The following is a 23,213-nucleotide window of genomic DNA, read 5'->3' as shown; positions in this document are numbered from 1 at the left end:
TGCTGCTACCAAGGCTGTGACAAACACACTTTTTAATTTGGATCATAGGAATCTGGACTAATGTCAAACGCCAAATCTCTTGAACAATTAGAGCAAAAGCAAGATTTTATTCGTCGCCATATAGGGCCAAGCCCGGCGCAAGTAACTGATATGCTAAGTGCTCTTGGAGTATCGAGTGTTGAAGAGCTGATCGGTCAAACTGTACCTGCGGCTATCCGTTTAGAGCAAGGTTTAAGCATCGGCGAAAGCCGTACTGAAGTTGAAACCCTAAGCTATCTAAAATCAGTTGCTAGCAAAAACAAAGTATTCAAGTCTTATATTGGTCAGGGCTACCACCCAACGCATGTGCCAAATGTTATTTTACGTAACGTACTTGAAAACCCAGGCTGGTACACGGCTTATACTCCTTACCAACCAGAGATTGCGCAAGGTCGTTTAGAGTCATTATTAAATTTCCAGACACTCACTATTGATGTTACTGGCCTTGATTTAGCAAGCGCATCGTTGCTTGATGAAGCAACGGCGGCAGCTGAAGCAATGGCATTAGCAAAGCGTGTATCAAAAGCGAAAAAAGCCAACACTTTCTTTATTGCCCAAGATGTGCACACACAAACAATTGACGTGGTGGCAACACGTGCTGAACAGTTTGGCTTTGACGTTGTAGTTGGTCCTGCTGCTGAGGCTGCAAATCACGATATTTTTGGTGCATTGTTTCAATACCCAAGCACCACCGGTGAAGTAGTAGACGTACAAGATTTAATTGCCCAAGTACAAAGTAAAAAAGCCATTGCCTGTGTGGCAGCTGATATTATGAGCTTAATGCTACTTAAAGCTCCGGGTAAACTCGGTGCTGACGTGGTACTTGGCTCTGCACAGCGTTTTGGTGTGCCTATGGGGTACGGTGGTCCTCATGCGGCATTTTTTGCTACGCGTGATGCGTATAAGCGCTCATTACCGGGACGTATTATTGGTGTATCAAAAGACCGCTTAGGTAATGATGCACTACGTATGGCTATGCAAACCCGTGAGCAACATATTCGCCGTGAAAAAGCTAACTCAAACATTTGTACCGCGCAGGTTTTACTTGCCAACATGGCAGCGTTCTACGCGGTATACCATGGTCCAGACGGGTTAAAAACCATTGCTCAGCGTATTAACCGCTTTGCCAGTATTTTGGCCACGGGTCTTAAGTCTAAAGGCGTTGCCCTTAAGCATGATACTTGGTTCGATACCTTAACCGTGGTTGCTGATAATAAAGATGATGTTATAGCACGCGCGATTGCAGCAGAGGTTAACTTTGCGACTAACCATGCTGGTGAATACTCAATTTCAGTTAACGAAACAACCACCCGTGCAGATGTAACCCAGTTGTTTGATATCATCCTAGGCGAAGGTCATGGTCTAGACGTTGATGCGCTCGATGTACAAATAAGCAACGATGGTGTTACTGGTATTCCAGCAGCTCTAGTACGCGATGATGAGATTTTAACGCACCCTAATTTCAACTCGTACCAAAGTGAGACTGAAATGCTGCGTTACATCAAGCGTTTAGAAAATAAAGATTTAGCGCTTAATCACTCTATGATCTCGTTAGGCTCATGCACCATGAAGCTAAACGCGACAGCAGAGATGATCCCCGTGACTTGGCCTGAATTTGCAGAGCTACATCCGTTTTGCCCACTTGAGCAAGCGCAAGGTTATCAAGTGATGATCAACGAGCTACATGATTGGTTAGTTGATATTACCGGTTATGACGCGGTATCACTACAGCCTAACTCAGGTGCGCAAGGTGAATACGCGGGTCTTATTGCAATTCGTAAATACCATGAGTCTCGTGGTGAAGGCCATCGTAATATTTGTTTGATCCCAAGTTCTGCACACGGTACTAACCCCGCGTCGGCACAAATGGCAAGCATGAAAGTAGTGGTAGTTGGCTGCGATAAGCACGGTAATATTGATATGGAAGACTTACGCGCTAAAGCGGCTGACGTAGCAGAAAACCTATCTTGCATCATGGTTACTTACCCGTCAACGCACGGTGTTTATGAGCAAAGTATTAAAGAAGTGTGTGACATTGTTCATCAACACGGTGGTCAAGTTTACATGGACGGCGCAAACATGAACGCACAAGTCGGTGTAACAAGCCCAGGCTCTATCGGCTCTGACGTATCGCACCTTAACTTACACAAAACATTCTGTATTCCACACGGTGGCGGTGGCCCAGGTGTTGGCCCTATTGGTGTTAAGTCGCATCTAGCGCCATTTATGCCTAACCATAGCATTATTAACGTTGCAGGTACGACCGAAGGTAATGGCGCGGTTTCAGCAGCGCCTTATGGCTCAGCGGCAATCTTGCCTATCTCATGGGCTTACATTGCCATGATGGGCAGCGAAGGCTTAAAGCAAGCGACTGAAATGGCCATTGTCAGTGCAAACTACTTAACTGAAAAGTTAAGCGAGCACTTCCCCATTTTGTATCGCGGTCAAAACAACCGTGTAGCACATGAGTGTATTGTTGACCTGCGTCCGTTAAAAGACGCGTCAGGCATCACTGAAATGGACGTGGCTAAGCGTCTACAAGACTACGGTTTCCACTCACCAACAATGTCGTTCCCTGTAGCGGGCACTTTGATGATTGAACCAACTGAGTCTGAGTCTAAAGTAGAAATTGACCGCTTTATTGAAGCGATGGTGTCAATCAAAGGTGAAATCGACAAAATCATCTCAGGTGAGTGGTCTATCGAAAATAACCCATTAGTATTTGCACCACACACGCAAGCTGATGTACTTGGTAGCGAGTGGGACAGAGCCTACGACCGCTTTTACGCTGCATTCCCAGTGGCAAGCGTAGCCAAAGATAAATTCTGGCCTACAGTGACCCGTATTGATGATGTATACGGCGACCGTAACCTAATTTGCTCATGCCCAGCTGTAGAGACTTACGCAGAGTAAGGTTTGGTAAAAGCCAATCAAGCGTTTGGCTTTGAAAAAAATTTAAAAACCGCCTTGTGAAAGTAAGGCGGTTTTTTTGTGTACAGTGTAAAGGGGTAACGACAGCGAACTCAGTGAGCGCGTTTCTTTGCGCAAGGTGGAGTAAACCAGTTTGAAGATCGCAAAGGGATTTATTTATCGCCGGATGGCGGCGCTTCGCACCTTATGCCGACCTACAAGCTAATTTGGTATTTGTAGGTTGGAAAAGCCGAAGGCGCCTTCCAACACCTTAAAATTAAATATCAGTCTAACGTTAAAAAGAACTTTGTTATTTATGAACTAAACTCAAACTATCCAAATACTTACAACGGAAGCCTCATGGATTTTAATTGGACTGAAACTGACAAAATTGACAACTACCCCGCAGACAATCTTGATAGAGCTAAGTATGCAAAATATCTCACATCACTTTTAAAAGCCAAAGGTGAGCCTGAACAGTGTCATTTAGCAAACTATGTGCTTAATCTAGATGCGGAATGGGGGGCTGGTAAAACCTACTTTTTGAAACGTTGGAGCAATGACTTAAAACAACATCATCCCGTGGTTTATATTGATGCATGGTCAATAGATTATCTTGATTCACCATTAATGACAGTATTAAGCGAAATTATAGAGCAGCTGAAAACTCAAACTGATCATAGTCCAGTGAGCAGAGCAAAAACAAAAGAAATATTAAGGGCGGCAGCTCCAAGAGTTGGCAGCGCTTTGATGAAGAGGTGGCTTGGGTTTGACTTAGATGTTTTCAACTTAGATGAAGAATCAAGCGACAGTGGTAAGGCAGAAAAGAATATTGACCTGTCCAGAGCTGGTGAAAAAGTATTGGAGATTTTTTGCAAAGAGCTCACTGATAACAAAAAGAATGTTGAAACGTTAAAAGCTGCGATTCAAGAATGGGTAAAATATGTTGTTGAAAACCCGATAAAGAGCATGGATACAATTACAAATGCTTATCCTGCTTTTGTGTTTATTGATGAGTTGGACCGTTGCAAACCTACCTATGCAGTGCAAATGCTTGAAGCCATCAAACACGTGTTTGATATACCAGGTTTGGTATTTGTGGTTGCGACCAATACTAAGCAACTGAGCCATACGGTCCGTGCAGTTTATGGTGCACAATTTAATGCAGAAGAATACTTGAGCCGTTTTTTTGATAGTAAATATATACTCAGAACACGGGTTTCAGCTGAGCTACTGGCAAATTATTGTCCGTTAGAAGCATTGACCAAAGAATACATTATAGGTCGTCAAATTATCTTATTTCCTTATATAGATTTTGATGTGCAGGGCTTTTATTCGTTTTGTAATGACTTATTTAATGCCTTTGAATTGTCTCCAAGGCAGGCTGTTAAAACACTTAAAAGAGCTGAGTCGATTTTGTTGGATCTGCCCGCTAATACAACGATTGATATTCCATTGTTGATGTCGCTTTTGACTTTGTTGGAAAAGAGCCATGAGGAGTATGAGATTTTTCTCAACTATGTCTTAGAAAGCCGACAATCTAAGGCTTTACATGAGCGAAGCATGGAGTTACATGTAAAATTTAGAAAAGTGAAGGCTGTCAACAATGTAAAATATAATAGGGACGGAGAACCGTATACAAGGTTTCAAAAAAAGGATATTGCTGATGGGTTTGATTGCCAATTTGACCACGATTTAATAACCTACTTAATGCAAAGCTTCTCTATTTATGAATCAGATAATGTGGCTATAACGAGCACAGTATCTGAATTATACGGAAATTTTTTAAAAGCTAAGCCTCAGCCTTATGATGGAGAAAAAATTCGTTTTAATATTATGCAGTTATTGTATGAAAACACACTACCTTTAGAAAAATATCGAGATCTAGTTGAAATATCAGCAGATCTCGATTAATCATGTAGGTTGGAAAAGCCAAAGGCGCCTTCCAACAAAGGGGACTCACCATCGTCGGATGGCGCTTCGCTTATGCCAACCTACAACATAATTATTAAATGCAATCACAAGGAGGTGGTATGCGGTATCGGCGTAATTATGTGGGCGGTGGCACGTATTTTTTCACGGTGAATTTGTTAAATCGTAACGGCACTTTGTTGGTTGAGCATATCAATTTATTACGTGAGTCGGTGCGCTGGGTGCAGCAACGGCAGCCGTTTTTTATTGATGCGTGGGTGGTGTTACCCGACCATCTGCACGCGATATTGACCTTATCTGAGGGAGATGATGATTATTCCAACTGTTGGCATGAGATCAAAAAGCACTTCTCTAAATCGTTACCCAAAACTGAATTAATTGACAATACGTGCAGACGATATGGTGAGCGGGGCATTTGGCAACGATGCTTTTGGGAGCATACTATTGGTGACGAGCAAGATTATTGGCACCATGTGAATTACGTACATTACAACCCAATGAAACATGGCTTGGTTAATTGTGTAGTAGATTGGCCGTATTCGAGTTTTCATAAAGCTGTGGAACAGGGCGTTTATCATTCAAGTTGATGTGCAGAAGGGCTTAGGCGATAGGTTGGAAAAGCCGAAGGCGCCTTCCAACATGGTATTTTGTAAAGCATTGCCGGGTGGTAGGTGACGTTGCATACCTTATTTAACTAACAACAGCTTAATCATCTGGTCCAAGTAGAGTAAATGTTAAGTGCTTACGCATATCTTTTAAAATTACACCTTTTTTCAGCATTGCAGCACTTAATCGCTTTTGCCATTTGAGTAGATTAGGTTTTGCTGCTTCGAGTGTTTGTTCATCTTCAAACTGAAAACACAGCAGTAGAGAGCTCGGAAACAGGTGATATTCCACATCATACCAACACTGCAGCATACCAGATAGCTCACTACGTGCTTGCTCTTCGAGCATATCGGCAACGCTTAGCACTAGTGCTTGTTGTTTTTGTTGAACTTTAGAGAGCTTTTTCATGGGGTGTTCCAAATTAACGGCTAAATACAGCGATAAAGGAGGATTATAACTGTAGGAAGTAAAAAGGATAGCCATTCAAGTTAGAACCCTTGATTTAATAACTAATTCCATTTGTTATTGATTGTTGTATATAGCCAGTTTTTCAGGGGTGTCCAATAACATTATTACAGCCTGTTTTGTCTAATTTTGACAGAAGCTACTTTTTAGCGACGGTTATAGCTTGTTTACATGTCAAAAGTGCTTATTGAAAAGTAGCACACAATAAAGGCACTCTTTTATCATAATGTAAGGGGGAGGTTAGGTGAATGCTACTTTGAAAGTGGCGTTTAACAAGATCCTATCTTCGTCAGGATGACGTGGTGTTCAGTCAATAACGGGGGGTTACACCATAAAATTGAGATAGAAACTAGCACTATGAATTTTGATGGCGTTGTAAACTCAAGCAAACAATAAAAATTACAGCCCTCTAACACTGCTTAAATATCTAACATTAAAATCTTTCCACATAAGTTTACAGGCACATTAAAATACATACACGTTTAATTACAGTTAACTGTTTGAATCTGCAATCGAAACCATTTAATGTAATTGTGTCAAAATAACAAAAATGGAATGGTATGAGGTTATACAAATTAGCAGCTGTTGTTGCGGCATGTAGTTCATTTATTTCAAGCGCTTACCAAACTGACGATACTCGTCTTCTGCGATTCGCTGATATTCACAAAGATAATGTAACCTTTGTTTATGCAGGGGATATTTATATTGCTAATCACAAAACAGGCCAGAGTCAGCGATTGACGGATCATATTGGTTACGAAGCATTTCCAAAGTTTTCGCCAGATGGCAAGAAAATAGCCTTTTCTGCTCAATACAATGGCAGTCGCCAAGTTTATGTGATGAATTCAGATGGCTCAGGACTTAAGCAATTAACTTATTACAATGATGTAGGACCAATGCCTCCAAGAGGCGGCTTTGATTATCGAGTACTTGATTGGACACCAGACGGTGAGCATATTGTATTTCGTGCCAATCGTTTGCCTTGGGGTGAACGTATGGGGCGTCCATACAAGATATCTGTTAATGGCGGTGAAGAGCAACCGCTAGCCATACCTGAAACTGGCGGAGGTATGCTGTCAGCAGATGGTAAAAAGTTTATATATACGCCGATTGATCGTGAGTTTCGTACATGGAAAAGAAGCCGTGGTGGCCGTGCACAAGACGTATGGGTATATGATTTAGAAGATAATACTTCAGAACAACTTACTACTCATCGCGCAACAGACCAACAGCCTACTGTGGTTAATGATGATATCTACTTTGTTTCAGATCGAGAGTTTACATTAAACCTGTACCAGTACAGAAAAGGTAAAGAGCCAAAGAAACTTACGAATCATGATAAGTACGATGTATTGTGGCCATCAGCAGGCCCTGAAGCCGTTGTTTATGAAAATGGCGGTTATCTATATCGTTTTGATCCAAAAAGTAATAAATCGACAAAACTATCTATCAACGTTTCAGGTGTGCGCCAATATACTGAAGCTTACAGCAAGAACGTAAGTAAATTTATAGATTCTATGAGTATTGATAATAGTGGTAAACGAGCATTGTTTACTGCGCGTGGAGAGCTGTTTTCTGTTCCTAAAAAAGACGGTGTTACTCGTAACTTGTCACATACACCTGAAAGTCGAGAAATTGATGCTAGCTGGTCACCTAATGGCCGATATATTGCTTACATGAGTGATAAAACGGGTGAATATGAAATTTACCTAAAAGATCGTTCAGCTAACAATAAAGTTAAGCAGCTTACAAAAAATGGCACCATTTGGCGCTTCACGCCAATTTGGTCGCCAGACAACAAGAGTCTATTGTTTGCAGATAAAAACCACAATCTTTGGGTATTAGATATCAATAGCGCTAAGCAAACTAAGATAGACGTTGCTCGCTTTAATGATGACAACCTGACAACCTATACGTGGTCACCGAATAGTGAAGATATTGTTTATCTTAAGAACAATGAAAACCGCTATGGTTCTTTGTGGCATTACAACCTGAAAAGTAAAAAGAAAATACGCTTAACTGATGAAATGACCTCAGAGCAAAACCCAACGTTTTCACCTGATGGTCATTATCTATACTTTACGTCTCAGCGTGACTTTAATATGACTTTCTCAAGTTATGAGTTTGACTATTTATATTCAGACTCCACCAGAATTTTTGCGGTCGCAGTCAATAATGACGTGTTGGCGATTAATCGCTTCAAAAGTGATGAGGTGGCAATAGCTCAAGATGAAGACGATAAGAAGGAAGATGAAAACAAAGCCGATACCTCTACCCAACTTGATCCAAAAAATTTCATGCAAAGAGTGGAAGTATTAAATGCAAAAGCGGGCAATTACTCCGGCTTAAGCGGCGTAAAAGATGGTGTGCTTGTAATGTCTGACGGCATATTAAAGCTTGTTGGCAATGGCCGCGATGGCAAAATAGAAACTGTGGCTGAAAAAGTATCAAGGTATGCACTTTCTGCCAACGCCGAGCATTTGTTAGTGAAGTCAGGTGACAACTACAGTGTGGTAGAACCTAAAGCGAATCAAAAACTGGATAAGTCAAAACTCGATTTATCGCAAATGACGTTGAAAATTTCACCAAAAGCAGAATGGAAGCAAATGTATGCAGAGGGCTGGCGCACGTTAAGAGATTGGTTTTACGATGAAAACCATCACGGTCAAGATTGGGATGAAATTAAAACACGTTATCAACCGTTAGCGGATGCTGTAGTTCACCGTAGCGATATGGATTATGTATTAAGTGAACTTGCAGGTGAGCTTAACGCTGGCCATATTTATGTGCAATCTGGAGATAACCCGAAAGCTGAACGAAAAAATCATGGCTTACTTGGCGCCGAAATTTCTAAGCATAAGTCAGGCTATGTCAAGATAGAGGAAATTTTTGATGGTGAAAGCTGGCATGAAAGTTTCCGATCTCCACTTGATGAACCCGGTGTAAAAGCCAACGAGGGTGACTATATTATTGCCGTGCAGGGTCAGTCAACTAAAGGCGTGAGTAACTTTTACGAGTTATTAGAAAACACGCAAAAACAGGCTATTGAGTTATTGCTTAGTGAATCGCCAAACGATAAAAATACATGGAAAGTTACGGTTAAACCGGTTGCAAGTGAAACAGGCTTACGTTACTTGAAATGGGTTCAATCTCGCATGGATTATGTTGACAAGTTGTCTAATGGTCGCATTGGTTATGTTCATTTACCAAATACACATGCAGCAGGGCATAGAGAGTTATTTAAGAAGTTTATGCCACAAACCACAAAAGATGCCATGATCATCGACGATCGTTACAATGGTGGTGGTTTTATTCCTGAACATATGTTGACCTGGTTAGCACGTAAGCCACTTAATTATTGGAAACGTCGTGGTGTCGAGCCAACGAAAACACCACAATTAGCGCATGATGGCCCTAAAGCTATGCTAATAAATGGTTACTCAAGCTCAGGTGGTGATGCACTACCGTATTACTTCCGTCAAGCGGGCTTAGGTAAACTTATTGGTACACGTACGTGGGGTGGACTTATTGGTATCTCTGGTAATCCTAGTTTAGTAGACGGGGGGCAGGTGATAGCGGCTACCTTTAGAATTTTAGATAATGACGGTAACTGGATTATTGAGAATGAAGGTGTTACACCTGATATTGAAGTTATTGACCGTCCTGAGTTAATTTTCAAAGGTAAAGATCCTTCAATTGAGCGTGCAGTGGAAGAGTTGCTTCAAGAATTAAAGCAAAAACCGAAAAAGAAACTAACGGTACCACCAGCACCGAAAGATTTTTAATCGGGGATTTGACGTAATTGAAAAGCAGAGTGAACGATAACAAGTTCCTCTGCTTTTTTATTGGCTGAAGGAATGCTTTATTGATGGTTATGATGAACAACTATAATGAGATACGCCACCTGCCCGGATTAACACACTTCATTTTTTACTAACTTCAGTGTTAACGCCTATATTGCTTATCGCCGCGTGCCACTTTTGCAACCATTGGTGCCATTGTTCGCTTAACTCATCAGCAGGTGATTGGTAAAAAAACCAACGGACTCAAGTTGCTTGCTTCATAACTTATTTAGGAACACTTTTTTATTGAAAAGTAGCACACAATAAAGACACTCTTTTATAATAATTATGAGGGAGAGGTTAGGTGACTGCTACTACTAAAGTGGTGTTTAACAAGATCCTGACCTTCGTCAGGATGACGTGGTGTAGTGTTCAGGGTGACGTGGTGTTCCGTTAATAACAGGTCAGTTTCTGAGGGAGTCCCACAATTTTTATCCAAACTATAAGCATTCCAATAATCACTGTTTAGTTTGCTGAAGTGCGACTAAAAACAAAAAATAAACATGGGTACTCAAACTGAAAACTTTGAACGAACTATATTTTGGACAATCATGTAAATTGTCTATTGATCGCTAATAAAAACTTAAAATGAATAAGTTTATGTTTAAAAAGTTCTTGTTAGTTACTTCTATCGCTTGTTCTGGATTAGCCACAGCAAAAGAATATAAGTAAAAATGCCACTGCATATGCGCGCTATTATAGCTTTGCAAAGCATGAACAAAACTCGTTAAATTACTTCCCCCTAATTTAGTTATGTAGAACACCAAATATGAGCTTTAGTTTTTATTGCAAATGAGTGGTAAAAATTGGTGATTTTTATAATTAGCGGCATTTTTGTTTACTGAAAACTAAGTATACTGAGGGAAAATAAGCCCTGCGAGCGTGCATATAAAGCGATGTCAAAAAGTCCTAATATTTATTTGAACGATCCAGATCCGCTTAGCGTGCTGCTTCGCAGGCTAGATTTAAAAGCTGAAGTTTATGTTAATGCTGACTTTTGTGGCACTTGGGCGGTTGATACCGGGGGCAGCAAGCGTATTCCATTTCACTTGGTGGGTTCTGGGTGTGCTTGGCTTCATTTTGACGGGCAAGCGCCTCTGCAGTTAACCTCGCATGATCTGGTGATTTTTCCCAGTGACGCACATCATGTTATATCAAATTCAAAAACCAAGCCGGCACTTGAGCAAGTAAATGCGCCGATGAGCAATGAGGGGGATGTGACCAATATGGTTTGCGGCTTTTTTGAATTTCGAAATCCAGTATTGTTTCCTGTATTAGCCTCATTGCCACAAGTGGTTGTAATAAAAGCTGATACAGAGCGCTCAGGTAAACGTATTGCGCTTTTAATCAAGCAAGTGTTGAATGAGTTAAAGCATGAACATCCAGGCTTTTATACCGTGATAGATCAAATGGCTTTTTTAATTTTATTGAAGTACTTCGCCAGCAAATGCAGATGGGGGGATTAGATAAAGGTTTATTGGGTGCTTTATTTAACTCTAAGTTAGGTAAAGTGCTTAATGCAATCCATCAACAGCCAGAGTTACCTTGGACGCTTGAGCGTTTAGCTGAAGAAGCGTTTATGAGTCGCTCAGCTTTTGCCGATATGTTTAGTAAAACGGTAGGGTTAACGCCAATGAAATATTTAACGCAATGGCGAATGACACAAGCGAGGCACCTGTTAAAAACGACTCAGTTATCTGTTGCTCAAATTGCACATCAAAGTGGTTATGAGTCAGAAGCGGCATTTCGCAAAGCTTATCGTAATACTCTGGGAGAGCCACCAGGGGCTGCTCGCGCACATTCGCTATAATTAACTTCAGCTCTGAATAAGCGAATTTGCCCAATTAAGCTACTTTACTCTTTATTTGCGTTGTTTTGACTGTTCCTCCCCTGAACAACCAGCTATTACTGTATAAAAGCGCTTTGATGTTGCACGAAGTATCACCATTGGGTGATAAATGATTTGAGTTATTAAGTATTTACTATTTTAAAATGTTTATCTAAACCTGAGATTAATTACGATGCATTGATAATACAATTAAGGTATTGAAATATTTTAGAAATGCCATCTAATAGATGGCATTTGATGCAAGTTGATTTACAATTTACCTGCTGCAACATTTTCTACCGTAGGCCATTGCTCATTGGCTTGTGTGATATGAGTTGGCACGTCTTTTTTCCATGCTTCGTAAACACTTAAATTTTTGTTTACGTATAATTTTCCGTCAACGACTTCAAATGCTTTACCATCGATTTCAAACTTTTTACCAAAGGTCATGCCGTAGGCACAAAAGCCACCATATTGCGGTGCATATTTAGAGGGTTCTGCATTAAACATGTCACGGTTTTTAGCGCTACTGAAGCGATAAATAGCATCATTATAAACAGCAGTAAACTTTGTAGAGCCTACTACTGGTTTATTTTCAGTAAAATAAGCAACCGCATCATGTCCTGCGAGGATGACGCCATTTTCATCTGTATCTGTGTCAGCGCCAGCATTTGCGAATGCACTAAAACTAATGACTAAAATAGCGATAATTTTTTTGACAGGCTTGGTTAATAAATGTGTGAATGACATGGTGTCGTCCTTTTAGGTTGTTGTTCAGTACAGCCAGTTTAGTTTAGGTGTTGCTAATGCGATATGTTCAAAAGTCAGGGGGTTGTGTCTAAAAGTCCATATATTTGCAAACAGGGCAGTGCTAACAATCTGCAATAATACTTAATCACTTTCAGGGGTTAAGCTTGACGCTTGCTGCGTTTAAAGCTCCTGTTTAGAACAACTAAATAGCAAAATACGGCCTTGTTATAGACAAGGTTTCACTGCATAAAAATAGTTCACTTAATTAAGCAAGGTTATATGAGCTCCGCCAAGCTATTCTCATAACTTACCAAACTACTATTAATGAAAAGTTAAAACTGATTGAGTATTTATCTATATTATCAAATAAATAAAAATGCTCTAGCATGTTCTCTAACAGTACATAACTTAAAAATTCGCAAAATATCATGCGTGATTTAATACATGCAGTTACAGGAATCGTATTATGAAATATTCAGGTTTTCAGACATTTACAACGCAGCAGCATCAAGGCGTATTGACCGTTACTTTTGATTTCGGGACTGTAAACGTACTAGGTCAAAAAATGTTAGCCGACTTAAATGCTTTGGCTATGAGGTTAGAGCGCGACTGCAGTACCAAGGTGGTGGTATTTCAATCTGCTAATCCTGAGATATGGGTATGTCATTATGATACCGAGCTATTAAAAGATATGTCCACCGAAGTGGTGTCTCGAGAAGAAGCTCAGTTGCTAGACTTGCAATCTGTGTGTGAACGTATAAGTAAAGTACCTCAGGCAACCATTGCAAAGCTTGAAGGTTTTGCGCGTGGAGGTGGTCATGAGTTAGCGCTTGCTTTAGATATGCGGTTTGCTGCGCGTGGCAAATTTAAATTTATGCAAATGGAAGTGGCAATGGGTATCTTACCTTGTGGCGGAGGGGCATCGCGTATGGCTCGTCAAACAGGGTTGGGTCGTGCACTTGAGATTATATTAAGCGCACAAGATTTTGATGCTGATGAGGCGCAAGCCTATGGCACGATTAATAAAGCACTTGACCCCGATGAGATTGGTGAGTACGTCGCTACACTTGCTAAACGGATTGCACAATTTCCTGCGGAGGCGATTAATGCGTGTAAGCAAGCGGTATATGAATCCATAGATAAGCCAATTGATGAGGCACTTAGATCGGAAGCATATTGGCTTTATCAAGCCACAAGTAAAACGCCCGCCATCAAAAGGTTTACAGTGGCTGATGAACAAGGATTGGAGCATGATATTAAAAATCAACGCAACTGGAATGAGTTGGTGATGAATGTGCAAGACATTAACTGACCGAACTGGGAAAACGAAATGTCACTGTACTGCTAAGTTAATGTAAGGAGTAACTTGAGTAATAAGTTACTTAATACCGATTGAGTCAATAAGGCGCTTAAACAATGAATAAAACGATTCTAATAACAGGGTCTACCGATGGAATTGGCTTTGCAACAGCAGTGTCATTGGTAAAATTAGGCCACACCGTATTGCTACATGGTCGCAATGATACAAAACTAGATAAGGCAAAAAAGCAACTCATCGAATTTACTAAACCAGAACATATTTTTACTTACAAAGCTGATTTATCAAGCCTAAAACAAACTAAAGCACTGGCCTTGAAAATAAAACAAGATCACAAAAGTCTAGATGTAATTATTAACAATGCGGGTGTATTTGTTGTACCAGAAACGGTATCTGCAGAGGGGCTTGATGTTCGATTTGTGGTTAATACCATTTCCCCATATATTCTAGCTCACCAACTTCTGGTTCTGTTAGGCAATACTGGGCGTATTATTAACGTGTCTTCAGCAGCTCAGTCGTCAGTTAGTCCACTGGAGCTGACAAAACCCAGTGTATTGTCTGACAGTAGCGTTTATGCAAAGAGCAAATTGGCCTTAACGATGTGGTCACGTCATATGGCTTTATCTATTAATGAGCAGGGGCCGGTGATTGTAGCGTTAAACCCAAAATCATTTCTAGGTAGTAAAATGGTTGAACAAGCTTATGGTGTTGCTGGCACTGACTTACAAGTAGGCGCGGATATATTGGTTAAGGCGGCATTGTCTGAGGAATTTGCTCATGCATCGGGTCTATATTTTGATAATGATATTGGTGAATTTGCGTCGCCTCATCAAGATGCGCTCAATGTAACTAAAATTGCTGATATTGCAGGTGTAATCGAAACGCTTATCCAGTAAGCCTGCATGCATTTGCATGCTACGAGTAATTTTGAGTTTAAAAAGCGATACACGAAAAGGTAACAAGCTGAATGAAGAAAATATTGTAAATTTTGCACACTCAGCAAAGTTGCGTTCTAGCATTAATATTGCATTTTGTAATGCGGTTGCAGATATAAAAAATGTGATTATTAAGGAACTTTACGCCAATTACCCTGATTTTTTTGATGTATAACGAGACTGCTATGTTAATGACTGTACGAATAATCTATACAAATTAACGCACTATTGAATAAATTTAAGAGGTTATATTGTGAACAAGTTAAGTTGTTTTACTTATCTATTAATATTGTTAAATGGTATGACGGTGTTATCAGCTAGTGCGAAGGCAGCAAGGTCTAATGTGGTTTTAGCTGAAAATATAAAATGGGGGTATTTAAACCCACTACGCGGTGACAAAAGCCCCGGGGCTGCTGAGCTTTGGGGTGATCGTAGCAAAAATGTGGCAACAGGTATGCTGGTTAATTTCAAACAAGGTTTTTCATCGCCACCTCATATTCATAATATTTCTTATAGAGGGATTGTGATTGATGGTTTATTACATAATGATGACCCAGCGGCTAAAGAGATGTGGATGCCTCAGGGATCATTTTGGACACAACCTGCTGGTGAAAACCATATTACCGCGGCCTCTGGTCAATCAAACCTCATTTATCTCGAAATTGATAGCGGCCCATATTTAGTGAAACCCAGCGCTGAGCCGTTTGATAATGGACAAAGTCCGCTTAATATTCATTATGGTAATTTAACGTGGTTAAATGCCAGTGATGCCACGTTTATGGAGGTGGCAAAAGGAGCTAAAATAACGCCACTGTGGGGAAGCTCTGAACAGGGACAATTAGGCGGAGCTTTGCTTAAGTTATCAGCAGGATTTAATGGCACTTTACAGGTTGATGCACAAGAGTTTCGAGCTGTTGTCATTAAGGGCAGCGTTAAATATGAGTCGTCTGATAGTCGTGATATTCAGCAGCTCAGTACGGGTAGTTACTTTGACTCAGTAGGAAAGTTCAAGCATAACGTGGCATTGAGTAAAGAATCATTGATATACATACGCACTAATGGTCGTTATCGTCTTACTCATAATTAACCTTAGAGACTCCTTTTTCGTTCGGTAAATACCGGCAATGTTAGTGAGTATATTTATAAGCGATATAACGAGATATATCGCTTGTTTTTAAAAAACTGAAGGCTGTGATAGTTTAAATCTTGCAGCAATCCTAGGGCGTTAATTTTCCCAATAGGGTATATCGCCGTAGTAGGCTTTAAAATAGTCGATAAAAGCGCGAACTTTAGGGGCTAATAAATGAGAGCTTGGGTAAACCGCCCAAATTGCAGTATCTGACTCTACCGGATAGTCTTTGAGTACCTGAACGAGCTTTCCTTTTTTTAAAGCCTTATAAGCACACCAAATAGAACACAAAGTTAACCCTGCGCCATCAATACATGCATCGCGTGTTGACTCTCCATTATCTATTCGTATTGCCCCTTTGCCTTTGATTTTCTTTATGCCATCTGGGGTATTAAATACCCAGCTATCAATACCAATTAAGTTGATACATTGATGGTTAAGTAAATCTTGAGGTGTGCGCGGTTCACCATGTTTTTTAATATACTCGGGTGATGCACAAATAATACGGTGGTCATGTGTGAGCTTGCGCGCAACTAAGGTTGAGTCATTGAGTGAAGCGTTTCTGATGGCAATATCAAAGCCACCTTCTACCATATCAATAATGCTGTCACTTTGTCGTAAGTCAACTTTCAACTGAGGGTATTGTGCTAAAAACGATTTTAAAGCAGGCACGATATGCATTCGGGCAAATGACGAAGGCGCTGCAACCCGAATAGTACCTTGGGGTGTAAAGCTGCCTGCTCCGATAGAGGCTTTGGCGCTATCTAACGCATTGAGCACTTCTTCAGCGTGCGGTAAAAATGCACGCCCTTCCTCTGTAAGTGACACTTTTCTGGTAGTTCGGTGTATTAGTTTTACACCGAGCGTTTCTTCGAGTTTATTTATGTGCATACTGGCAACTGGCGGTGATAAGCCTAATTCATTACCCGCCATACTGATATTATGAGTGACTGCCACTCTCACAAAAAGCCGCAAATGCTCGTTATTCATGAGCTGTTACCTATTATTAATGAAAAGTAAAAACTGATTCAGTATCCGAGTGTATTATCAAGTATATGTTTTGTACATATACTATCCTTTCTCAAATAGACAGAGGACATCATAATGAAAGCAATGGTCATTAATGCATTTGGCGACAGTAACGTATTTGAAGCAGCTCAAGTCTCAAAACCAAACGTTAAATCAGGACATATTTTGGTTAAAGTCGTTGCGACAAGTGTGAATACTGTTGATACGATGATCCGTCAAATGGGCGAAGATTTAGCGCCATTATCTCCTTCTTTGCCTGGCATATTAGGGATGGATTTTGCCGGAACTGTTGAATCAGTAGGTGAAAATGTGACGGGGTTTGCTGTAGGAGATGAGGTTTATGGATGCGCGGGCGGATTAGCTGATTTACCAGGCGCATTAGCTGAGTATATGTTGGCTGATGCAAAACTAGTGGCGCATAAACCTAAAACCTTATCTATGCGCGAAGCCGCGGCAATACCCTTGGTTGGTATTACTGCTTATGAAGGGTTAGTGCGAGCGGGTGTTAACCAAGGTCATAAAGTATTGGTTCATGGTGGTGCTGGTGGCGTGGGGCATATTGCGCTACAACTTGCCAAATACTTTGGTAGTGATGTTTTTGCTACAGGAGGTGGCAATAAGCAGCTTGAATTGATTGAAAAACTCGGTGCGACAGGTATTAATTACAAAACACAAACGGTTGCTGATTATGTTGCGCAGCATACTCATGGCGTAGGATTTGATGTGGTTTACGATTCTATCGGTGCAGCTAATCTGCTGAACTCTTTTGATGCAGCTGCATTAAATGGGCAAGTTTCTACGACGGTTTCTATGGCGGAAATAGACCTTACCACTGCACATTTTAAAGGGTTATCATTACATGTTGTGTTTATGTTGATCCCCATGTTGCATAATCATAAACGTGAGCAGCATGGTGAAATATTGGCAAAACTGGCAAGCATTGTTGATGCGGGGCATTTAACCCCAGTTGTAGATGAGCAACATTTTGATTTACAAGATGTTGGCAAAGCACATGATTACCTTGCAAGTGGCCAAGCAATGGGTAAAGTTGTGGTATCTATTTAACATTTTATGTTTGTTAAGCATAAAGAGGGAGATATAAATATCCCTCTTTAAGTTTAGTCTGATTTTTTATACCAATTGCATTAAATAAATGCGCTTATAGTGCAATAGATAAACGGTATAATAACGAGGCGAAAATTCAGTATGTCGTTATTCTACATGAGCTATTTAGCCCTCTAGAATAATCATGTTTTCACAAAGCAGGTATTAAACCACCTAGGCATGCAAATTTGAAAAGTGCTCAAGCAAGTTAATTGCAATGTGCCTATCATCAGTGAGGTGAGGCATAAAATAATTAGCCTCAGTCCTTTGATTTGAAACAATTCATACCTAAAAGATAAGCACGGCCGAATCTACCTTATCATTTAGTGCCTTTTACCAGCGGAATACCATTTGTGCCAACAGGAATATAAACAGTAGTATGGTTGGGTGACTCAGCCATTTTTAGTTGGGCATTGATAGCTTCATGTTGCAAGTAATTGGGTGTGAGTGTAGCGTTAATTATTTTTTGTGCCTCAGCTATGCCTTTGGCCTCTTCAACACGGATCTCTGCATCTTTTTTAGCAATGGCTTTTTGTGTTTCTTTTTCCGCAAGTAACTGTTGTGCCGCGAGCTTTTTTTCAACAGCTTGAGCAACAATGTTCGGATAGTTTATATTGCCAATCACCACTTGTTTAATATCAAATGGCGTGGTGTTGAGGTAGCTTTTTAAACGTTTGGTTACTTGAGTTGCGATTGCTTCGCGTTTGGCTTTTAAAGCTCGGCTATCAAACTTTTGTACCTCATCGCGCACATAAGTTCTAAATGTTTCACGCACGTATCGCTTATACCAGTTTTCAGCACCATAGTTTTCTACGACTTTTTTAATAGTACCTGTTTTTATCGAAATTACAGCATGAAAGTCGAAGCTAATATTCAAGTCATCGTTGGCAAGTATGCTAAAGCGTTCAGTATAAGTATTGGGTCGCATATCAATATTAACGACTTGATTACGAAGTAGTGAAAAGCCATAGTTACTTGGTCCAACTAAGCTTCCTTGATACCCGCCTGCTCCCATAAACCTTGGTTGTTCATAAACATAGCCCTCGTGGCCCGCAGGTGTGCTTGGGTTAGTGCATGAACTAATCGCAAATAGTGAGACTGCGATAATGGAAATAAATGTGACAATCGTGCCGATAATATTGGATTCTCTACGCATGTTTTGTTCTTTATAAGGTACAGTTTTGAGCATGGTATTGAATTTTAGGACTATGTGCAATGCTCGATATTCAGTAGTCTAACAAAGTGGCCATTTATTTTTTTGCAATATTAATAACCCTAAGTAGGATGGTTAATTGCTTGTATCGTATAACTTTCAGAGGTGAATATGAAAATCATAACCAAATTAAGTAAGCAGGATTATTTAGACTACAATCGGTTTTTGTTGGGTCGAGTTCAAAAAGAGCATGCTAAACAAAAAACAATGTGGGTTAAAAATTTACTTGTTTGGCTTGTTCTTGTGGTTGTTTTTTATTTTGTTTTGCAATTGCCTGCAATTAAAATGATGCGTATAGATTTTACGTTGATAATTGTAACTGCAACACCCTTTGTGATCCTAATTGGAGCTTTTTTGTATAATCAAAATAAGCTAATTAATCAGGCGGTCCCTTTTGCTGATGGTTTAATCCTCGGCGAAAAAACAATTGAATTTAAAGAGGATGGAATTTACGAAAAGAGCCAGCTGGCTAAGACATTTTATGATTGGAAAGCTGTAGACTCACTTGAGGAAAACTCAGGGACATTATATATCTTTGTTGATAGAGTTTTAGCTTTGATAGTACCTATAGGCTCCAAAGGCGATAATATTGAAATTATTCGAGCTTTTGTAAGCAAAAAACTAGCCGAAAAAGTAGGATAAGGCACTCTTTTTGCTATTAGTACTCTTGGCTTTATGAGCTTGCTTAATATATATTCTTTTTATCAAGCGATAAAAGCAGCGGTTATATAATACAATGCTTTATAGTCAATACTGATAGCTCACAGATAAAAATGCGCTGAGACCTTCACGGGCTGGCAGTGTGTTTAAAGGATAAAATACAGGAGTATCATTGGGTTGATATATTGTTTCATCCAACAAATTTTTGAGTTCAAGTGATAATGTGAGAGTGTTATCACGATTAACACTAAATTGGCGGCTTAGTTTAAGCGTAAGCCAGTCGTAGCCTGTGGCTGCGGGGTTAACAAGTTCTCTGTTGGGGTCAAACAAAATATTATCGTGATATTTTGAGTTACTTAATAAATAAGCACCGACACGCCACTGCATGTTGTCATATGCGAGACCAACCTTAATACTGTTGTTAGGTGACAGATTGATATTATGATTACCTATATCGTCTTTATTACGCTGATGGGCTGCAGAGAGCTCAGTGTACCAATTTGAGGTGAGTTGATGTTTGTATTCTAGCTCAATTCCATAGGATGAAATTTCACCACTATTTTTGTTTTCTAAAGCAAAGTTAGGGTCCGCTGAAGGCTTTAGTAAAATAAGGTCTTGTTCTTTGCTTTTGTATACTGTGGTCGTAAATAGTTTATTGCCTGTTTGATAAAAAAGCTGGGCTTCTGTGGTATTGATAGTCTCAGAGTTTAAATCTGGAGTGCCTTTTTGAATACCTGGTGTTTCGATTGTGCGCTCACCAGATGATGGATGACGAAAAGCTTTTGCATGGCGAAGTTTGAGGGTCCATAAATCATTGATATGATATATAAGCCCCAGCCGTGGAATAAAGTCATTTTGGTTATCAATGTTATTCGTCAGTGCTATTGAAGTTACATATTGCCCGCCTAATTCAATACTCAAGTCAGGCGTGAACGCATATTTGATTTGCCCATAAATACTAGCGTAACGCTCTTTAGTATCAGGTACTGTTGAGGCCTTGTAAACACGACGGTGCTCGTAGGTTGCGCCAATAAGTAGGGTGGTTTGCTCAGATAAGTCACCGCTTAGGTTTAGCTCTAAAAGTCGAATATTTAATGGTGATTTAATCCTAGTAAAGCTGTCAGCTAAGCCGTTACTGCTCCATTCCATAACCTTATCAATATTGGTGTAATGACTATCAAGCTGCCAGCGACTATCAAAACGATGTTTATAGCTTAAATTTGTTAGTGTTGATGGATGGCGTTTTGACCAAGGTAGGTAGCGCTCCTGTGGTGCATCCCAAAAGTTAGCAAACCTGTCTTGTAGGCTTCTAAAGTGTGAAAGAGACAGCGCTTTATAATTTAGGTCTAAATGAAGTGTTTTTTCTGTTTGGAACGCTTTTTTGCTAAATGTTGTTTGGGTAGTTGGGTCTAATGTTTTTGCATCCCACCCATCAACATCGGTATAAAGTAAATGCAAAGCAGCATTAAAATCGTCTTTTTTGTATAAGTAACTGCCTTCGACTATTTGTGTACCAAAACTGCCGTACGTTGCACTTTGATATGCCTCTAAGCCATCAGATTGTGGTTTTCGGGTAATAATATTAAATACGCCTTGGTAGGCATTGGTTCCGTATAGTACAGATCCCGGTCCGCGAATGTACTCAATTCGCTCAATAGATGAAATTGGGATGGAGGTATATAAACTATGCACGCCGGTTAAATTACCAAACGGCCTGCCATTTATTAGTCCTAAGTGCTGTAGTATGCCAGTCCAAGGTTTGCTTCCTCGTGTCGCTATTGCGGTTAAAACTCCATAGTTACTGTTTACTGATACTACTCGTTCAAGTATTTCATAGAGCCGATGAGCACCGAATTGTTCTATTTGTTGACGAGAGATCACCGAAATACTGGCATTTGTATCACGAAGAGATTCTTCCTGTTTTGAAGCCGTAATAACTTGCATATTTAGTAGGTCTTCCAGAGACAACTCAAAAAGAGAAGTGTTTTGCTCAGCTGTTGCCGCCACAGGGCATAGCAATATAGAAAGAGTTAGCAAGGAGAGTAGGTAATCTTTTGGATGAGTCATTTATGCTTTTCTAAAAATGAGTTACTTAAAAAAGATAGCAGATAATAATTTCGATTCAATAATATAGAGGCTTTGGCTTATAAACTTAGCTTGGTACTAGGCGGCTTTACAATGCATATTTTACAATATTGTTATTGTCAGCCCTATCTATATTTCGTTAATAGGAAATCAAATGTTACTAGAGTTTAGCACTAAGATAACGTTATACTTTTGCAGCATAAAACACAGTTATTGGCTTGATAAGCTAGAATTTAAAGGAAATAGAATAATGAAAATCGCACTTGTGTTGTTATTAACATTAACAGGCTTATCTATGCCTGCTTTTGCAAAAAATGATGTTTATGGCACTGTAAATAGCATCAATCTTCGCTCTGATGCTCAATATGACGATCATATCGTTTATGTTCGACTTGATATAATAAAAGACTATTCAGTGTTTGAAAGTTGTATTTCAGACACTGATAACCTAGTTTGGGAGTTAGATCTGTCTTCATCAGTATCTCAATATCAGTATGATTTGTTGCTAAGCTCTTATAAAGCGCAGTTACCTGTACGCATTATAGGTCAAAAAGATGTGTGCGAAAATGGAGTCGGGAGTTCAGATACAATTATTGAGCTCAGCCCATGGAGTTGGCCAGAAATAATAAAAAATAATAAAAAAAGCTAATCCTGGCCACTGCAAAGCGCGAATTTTGCTTAATTAATTGACGTTCGTTCAAGGAGGAACGATAGCGAGTTTACCCGTTATGGTGTGTTATTGCTTTATTGACCTTGCTTGCTATTGAGAGCGTGAATGAAGCAAGAGTATCATGTTGGAAGAGCTAACAAATTTAGGGTTCGATTACTATAAAAAGTGTTAGTTAGGGGTAACTATAACTGTAATCGTATCTGAATAAGTGCCAGCAGCATCAAGGCCTTGAGACTGCGGGGTGACTTTTAAAATCGTTGCTTTGGTGTTTCCTGCGGTTCCATTACCAGCCGCTGTTGCGCTTAAGTGTTTGTATGTACCGTTTTGTAAATCAATACCTGAGTCTTTACCAATATCTAGTGTGTACGCAATTTTACTCTTTTGCGAGTTGTTCGCGATTAAAAAACCACCGTTTGCAGAGCGATACTCTGTTGTGGCATTTTCTCCAGTATTACACCAAACGTTTAGCGTACCGATATCTTGCGCTTTTTGTGTTGCGTCAAGGTTTAAACTGACTTCATTGGTTGAACCACTGGTGGTTTTACACACAGGTTCAATCGTCCCCTCAAATGAAAACTTAGCTTCATTTCCAGAAGTACTTAAAACCGTGGCAGCAGCAGAGCCTGAAGTAAGCATCAAAGTAGCAAAGAGTGGTTTAATTAAAGTGTTCATAGTCTCCCCCTTAAGCCTAAATTACA

At 39.9% G+C, this 23,213-nt stretch carries 19 protein-coding genes; 13 read left to right on the top strand and 6 right to left on the bottom strand.

The window, feature by feature from the left end; genetic code table 11:
• Positions 1 to 60 precede the first annotated feature (60 nt).
• From gcvP to SANK73390_RS07440, 3 genes are all read left to right on the top strand, one after another.
• Positions 61 to 2,952: an aminomethyl-transferring glycine dehydrogenase gene (gcvP, locus tag SANK73390_RS07450; protein ID WP_261592580.1), complete on the top strand. Its 2,892-nt coding sequence runs from the start codon at positions 61 to 63 to the stop codon at positions 2,950 to 2,952.
• Between the two features lie 357 nt (positions 2,953 to 3,309).
• Positions 3,310 to 4,863 carry a KAP family P-loop NTPase fold protein gene (locus SANK73390_RS07445; RefSeq protein ID WP_462765081.1) on the top strand — a complete coding sequence of 518 codons (1,554 nt, stop codon included), beginning with the start codon at positions 3,310 to 3,312 and terminating at the stop codon, positions 4,861 to 4,863.
• Between the two features lie 119 nt (positions 4,864 to 4,982).
• Entirely contained in the window at positions 4,983 to 5,468 is a 486-nt protein-coding gene (locus SANK73390_RS07440) for an REP-associated tyrosine transposase (RefSeq protein ID WP_462765079.1), read from the top strand.
• Positions 5,469 to 5,586: 118 nt separating this feature from the next.
• Here SANK73390_RS07440 and SANK73390_RS07435 read toward each other — a convergent pair whose 3' ends face one another.
• Positions 5,587 to 5,895, bottom strand: coding sequence for a hypothetical protein (locus tag SANK73390_RS07435; RefSeq protein ID WP_462765077.1), 309 nt, complete (start codon positions 5,893 to 5,895; stop codon positions 5,587 to 5,589).
• A 617-nt stretch (positions 5,896 to 6,512) separates the two neighbouring features.
• On the opposite strand from SANK73390_RS07435, the gene SANK73390_RS07430 reads away from it, so the two are divergent.
• The 3 genes from SANK73390_RS07430 (at position 6,513) to SANK73390_RS07420 (ending at position 11,604) form a co-directional block, all read left to right on the top strand.
• Positions 6,513 to 9,737: a S41 family peptidase gene (locus SANK73390_RS07430; protein ID WP_261625504.1), complete on the top strand. Its 3,225-nt coding sequence runs from the start codon at positions 6,513 to 6,515 to the stop codon at positions 9,735 to 9,737.
• Positions 9,738 to 10,690: 953 nt separating this feature from the next.
• The gene (locus tag SANK73390_RS07425; protein WP_462765074.1) at positions 10,691 to 11,260 is read left to right on the top strand and encodes a cupin domain-containing protein; all 570 of its coding nucleotides are present in this window, start codon (positions 10,691 to 10,693) and stop codon (positions 11,258 to 11,260) included.
• Positions 11,248 to 11,604 carry a helix-turn-helix transcriptional regulator gene (locus tag SANK73390_RS07420; protein ID WP_462765072.1) on the top strand — a complete coding sequence of 119 codons (357 nt, stop codon included), beginning with the start codon at positions 11,248 to 11,250 and terminating at the stop codon, positions 11,602 to 11,604. Before SANK73390_RS07425 ends, SANK73390_RS07420 begins: the two co-directional genes overlap by 13 nt.
• A 288-nt stretch (positions 11,605 to 11,892) precedes the next feature.
• Here SANK73390_RS07420 and SANK73390_RS07415 read toward each other — a convergent pair whose 3' ends face one another.
• Positions 11,893 to 12,372, bottom strand: coding sequence for a YHS domain-containing (seleno)protein (locus tag SANK73390_RS07415; protein ID WP_261592573.1), 480 nt, complete (start codon positions 12,370 to 12,372; stop codon positions 11,893 to 11,895).
• Positions 12,373 to 12,838: 466 nt separating this feature from the next.
• Here SANK73390_RS07415 and SANK73390_RS07410 point away from each other — a divergent pair, with 466 nt between their 5' ends.
• From SANK73390_RS07410 to SANK73390_RS07395, 4 genes are all read left to right on the top strand, one after another.
• Positions 12,839 to 13,684: an enoyl-CoA hydratase/isomerase family protein gene (locus SANK73390_RS07410; RefSeq protein ID WP_462765069.1), complete on the top strand. Its 846-nt coding sequence runs from the start codon at positions 12,839 to 12,841 to the stop codon at positions 13,682 to 13,684.
• Positions 13,685 to 13,788: 104 nt separating this feature from the next.
• Positions 13,789 to 14,586, top strand: a complete 798-nt coding sequence (locus tag SANK73390_RS07405) for an SDR family NAD(P)-dependent oxidoreductase (protein ID WP_261592571.1) — start codon at positions 13,789 to 13,791, stop codon at positions 14,584 to 14,586.
• Positions 14,587 to 14,617: 31 nt separating this feature from the next.
• Positions 14,618 to 14,800: a hypothetical protein gene (locus SANK73390_RS07400; protein ID WP_462765067.1), complete on the top strand. Its 183-nt coding sequence runs from the start codon at positions 14,618 to 14,620 to the stop codon at positions 14,798 to 14,800.
• Between the two features lie 126 nt (positions 14,801 to 14,926).
• Complete coding sequence (locus SANK73390_RS07395) at positions 14,927 to 15,712, top strand: DUF4437 domain-containing protein (protein WP_462765126.1); 786 nt, start codon at positions 14,927 to 14,929, stop codon at positions 15,710 to 15,712.
• 138 nt (positions 15,713 to 15,850) lie between these two features.
• Here SANK73390_RS07395 and SANK73390_RS07390 read toward each other — a convergent pair whose 3' ends face one another.
• Positions 15,851 to 16,744, bottom strand: a complete 894-nt coding sequence (locus tag SANK73390_RS07390; RefSeq protein WP_261592570.1) for a LysR family transcriptional regulator — start codon at positions 16,742 to 16,744, stop codon at positions 15,851 to 15,853.
• A gap of 114 nt (positions 16,745 to 16,858) precedes the next feature.
• Between SANK73390_RS07390 and SANK73390_RS07385 the strand changes: the two genes are divergently transcribed.
• Positions 16,859 to 17,848, top strand: a complete 990-nt coding sequence (locus tag SANK73390_RS07385; RefSeq protein ID WP_462765064.1) for a zinc-dependent alcohol dehydrogenase family protein — start codon at positions 16,859 to 16,861, stop codon at positions 17,846 to 17,848.
• A gap of 358 nt (positions 17,849 to 18,206) precedes the next feature.
• On the opposite strand, the gene SANK73390_RS07380 is transcribed toward SANK73390_RS07385, so the two are convergent.
• Positions 18,207 to 19,043 carry an SPFH domain-containing protein gene (locus tag SANK73390_RS07380; protein ID WP_462765062.1) on the bottom strand — a complete coding sequence of 279 codons (837 nt, stop codon included), beginning with the start codon at positions 19,041 to 19,043 and terminating at the stop codon, positions 18,207 to 18,209.
• A gap of 168 nt (positions 19,044 to 19,211) precedes the next feature.
• Here SANK73390_RS07380 and SANK73390_RS07375 point away from each other — a divergent pair, with 168 nt between their 5' ends.
• On the top strand, positions 19,212 to 19,742 hold the full coding sequence (locus SANK73390_RS07375; RefSeq protein ID WP_462765061.1) for a YcxB family protein: 531 nt from the start codon (positions 19,212 to 19,214) through the stop codon (positions 19,740 to 19,742).
• Between the two features lie 105 nt (positions 19,743 to 19,847).
• On the opposite strand, the gene SANK73390_RS07370 is transcribed toward SANK73390_RS07375, so the two are convergent.
• Positions 19,848 to 21,827 carry a TonB-dependent receptor plug domain-containing protein gene (locus SANK73390_RS07370; RefSeq protein ID WP_462765060.1) on the bottom strand — a complete coding sequence of 660 codons (1,980 nt, stop codon included), beginning with the start codon at positions 21,825 to 21,827 and terminating at the stop codon, positions 19,848 to 19,850.
• Between the two features lie 268 nt (positions 21,828 to 22,095).
• On the opposite strand from SANK73390_RS07370, the gene SANK73390_RS07365 reads away from it, so the two are divergent.
• Positions 22,096 to 22,494, top strand: coding sequence for a hypothetical protein (locus SANK73390_RS07365; RefSeq protein WP_462765058.1), 399 nt, complete (start codon positions 22,096 to 22,098; stop codon positions 22,492 to 22,494).
• A gap of 189 nt (positions 22,495 to 22,683) precedes the next feature.
• Here SANK73390_RS07365 and SANK73390_RS07360 read toward each other — a convergent pair whose 3' ends face one another.
• Positions 22,684 to 23,187, bottom strand: coding sequence for a hypothetical protein (locus SANK73390_RS07360; RefSeq protein WP_462765056.1), 504 nt, complete (start codon positions 23,185 to 23,187; stop codon positions 22,684 to 22,686).
• Positions 23,188 to 23,213: the final 26 nt, after the last annotated feature.

Source organism: Pseudoalteromonas sp. SANK 73390, from assembly GCF_054966645.1.
The sequence above is the reverse complement of the archived record's forward strand: the minus strand, read 5'-3'. Positions and strand labels throughout refer to the sequence as shown.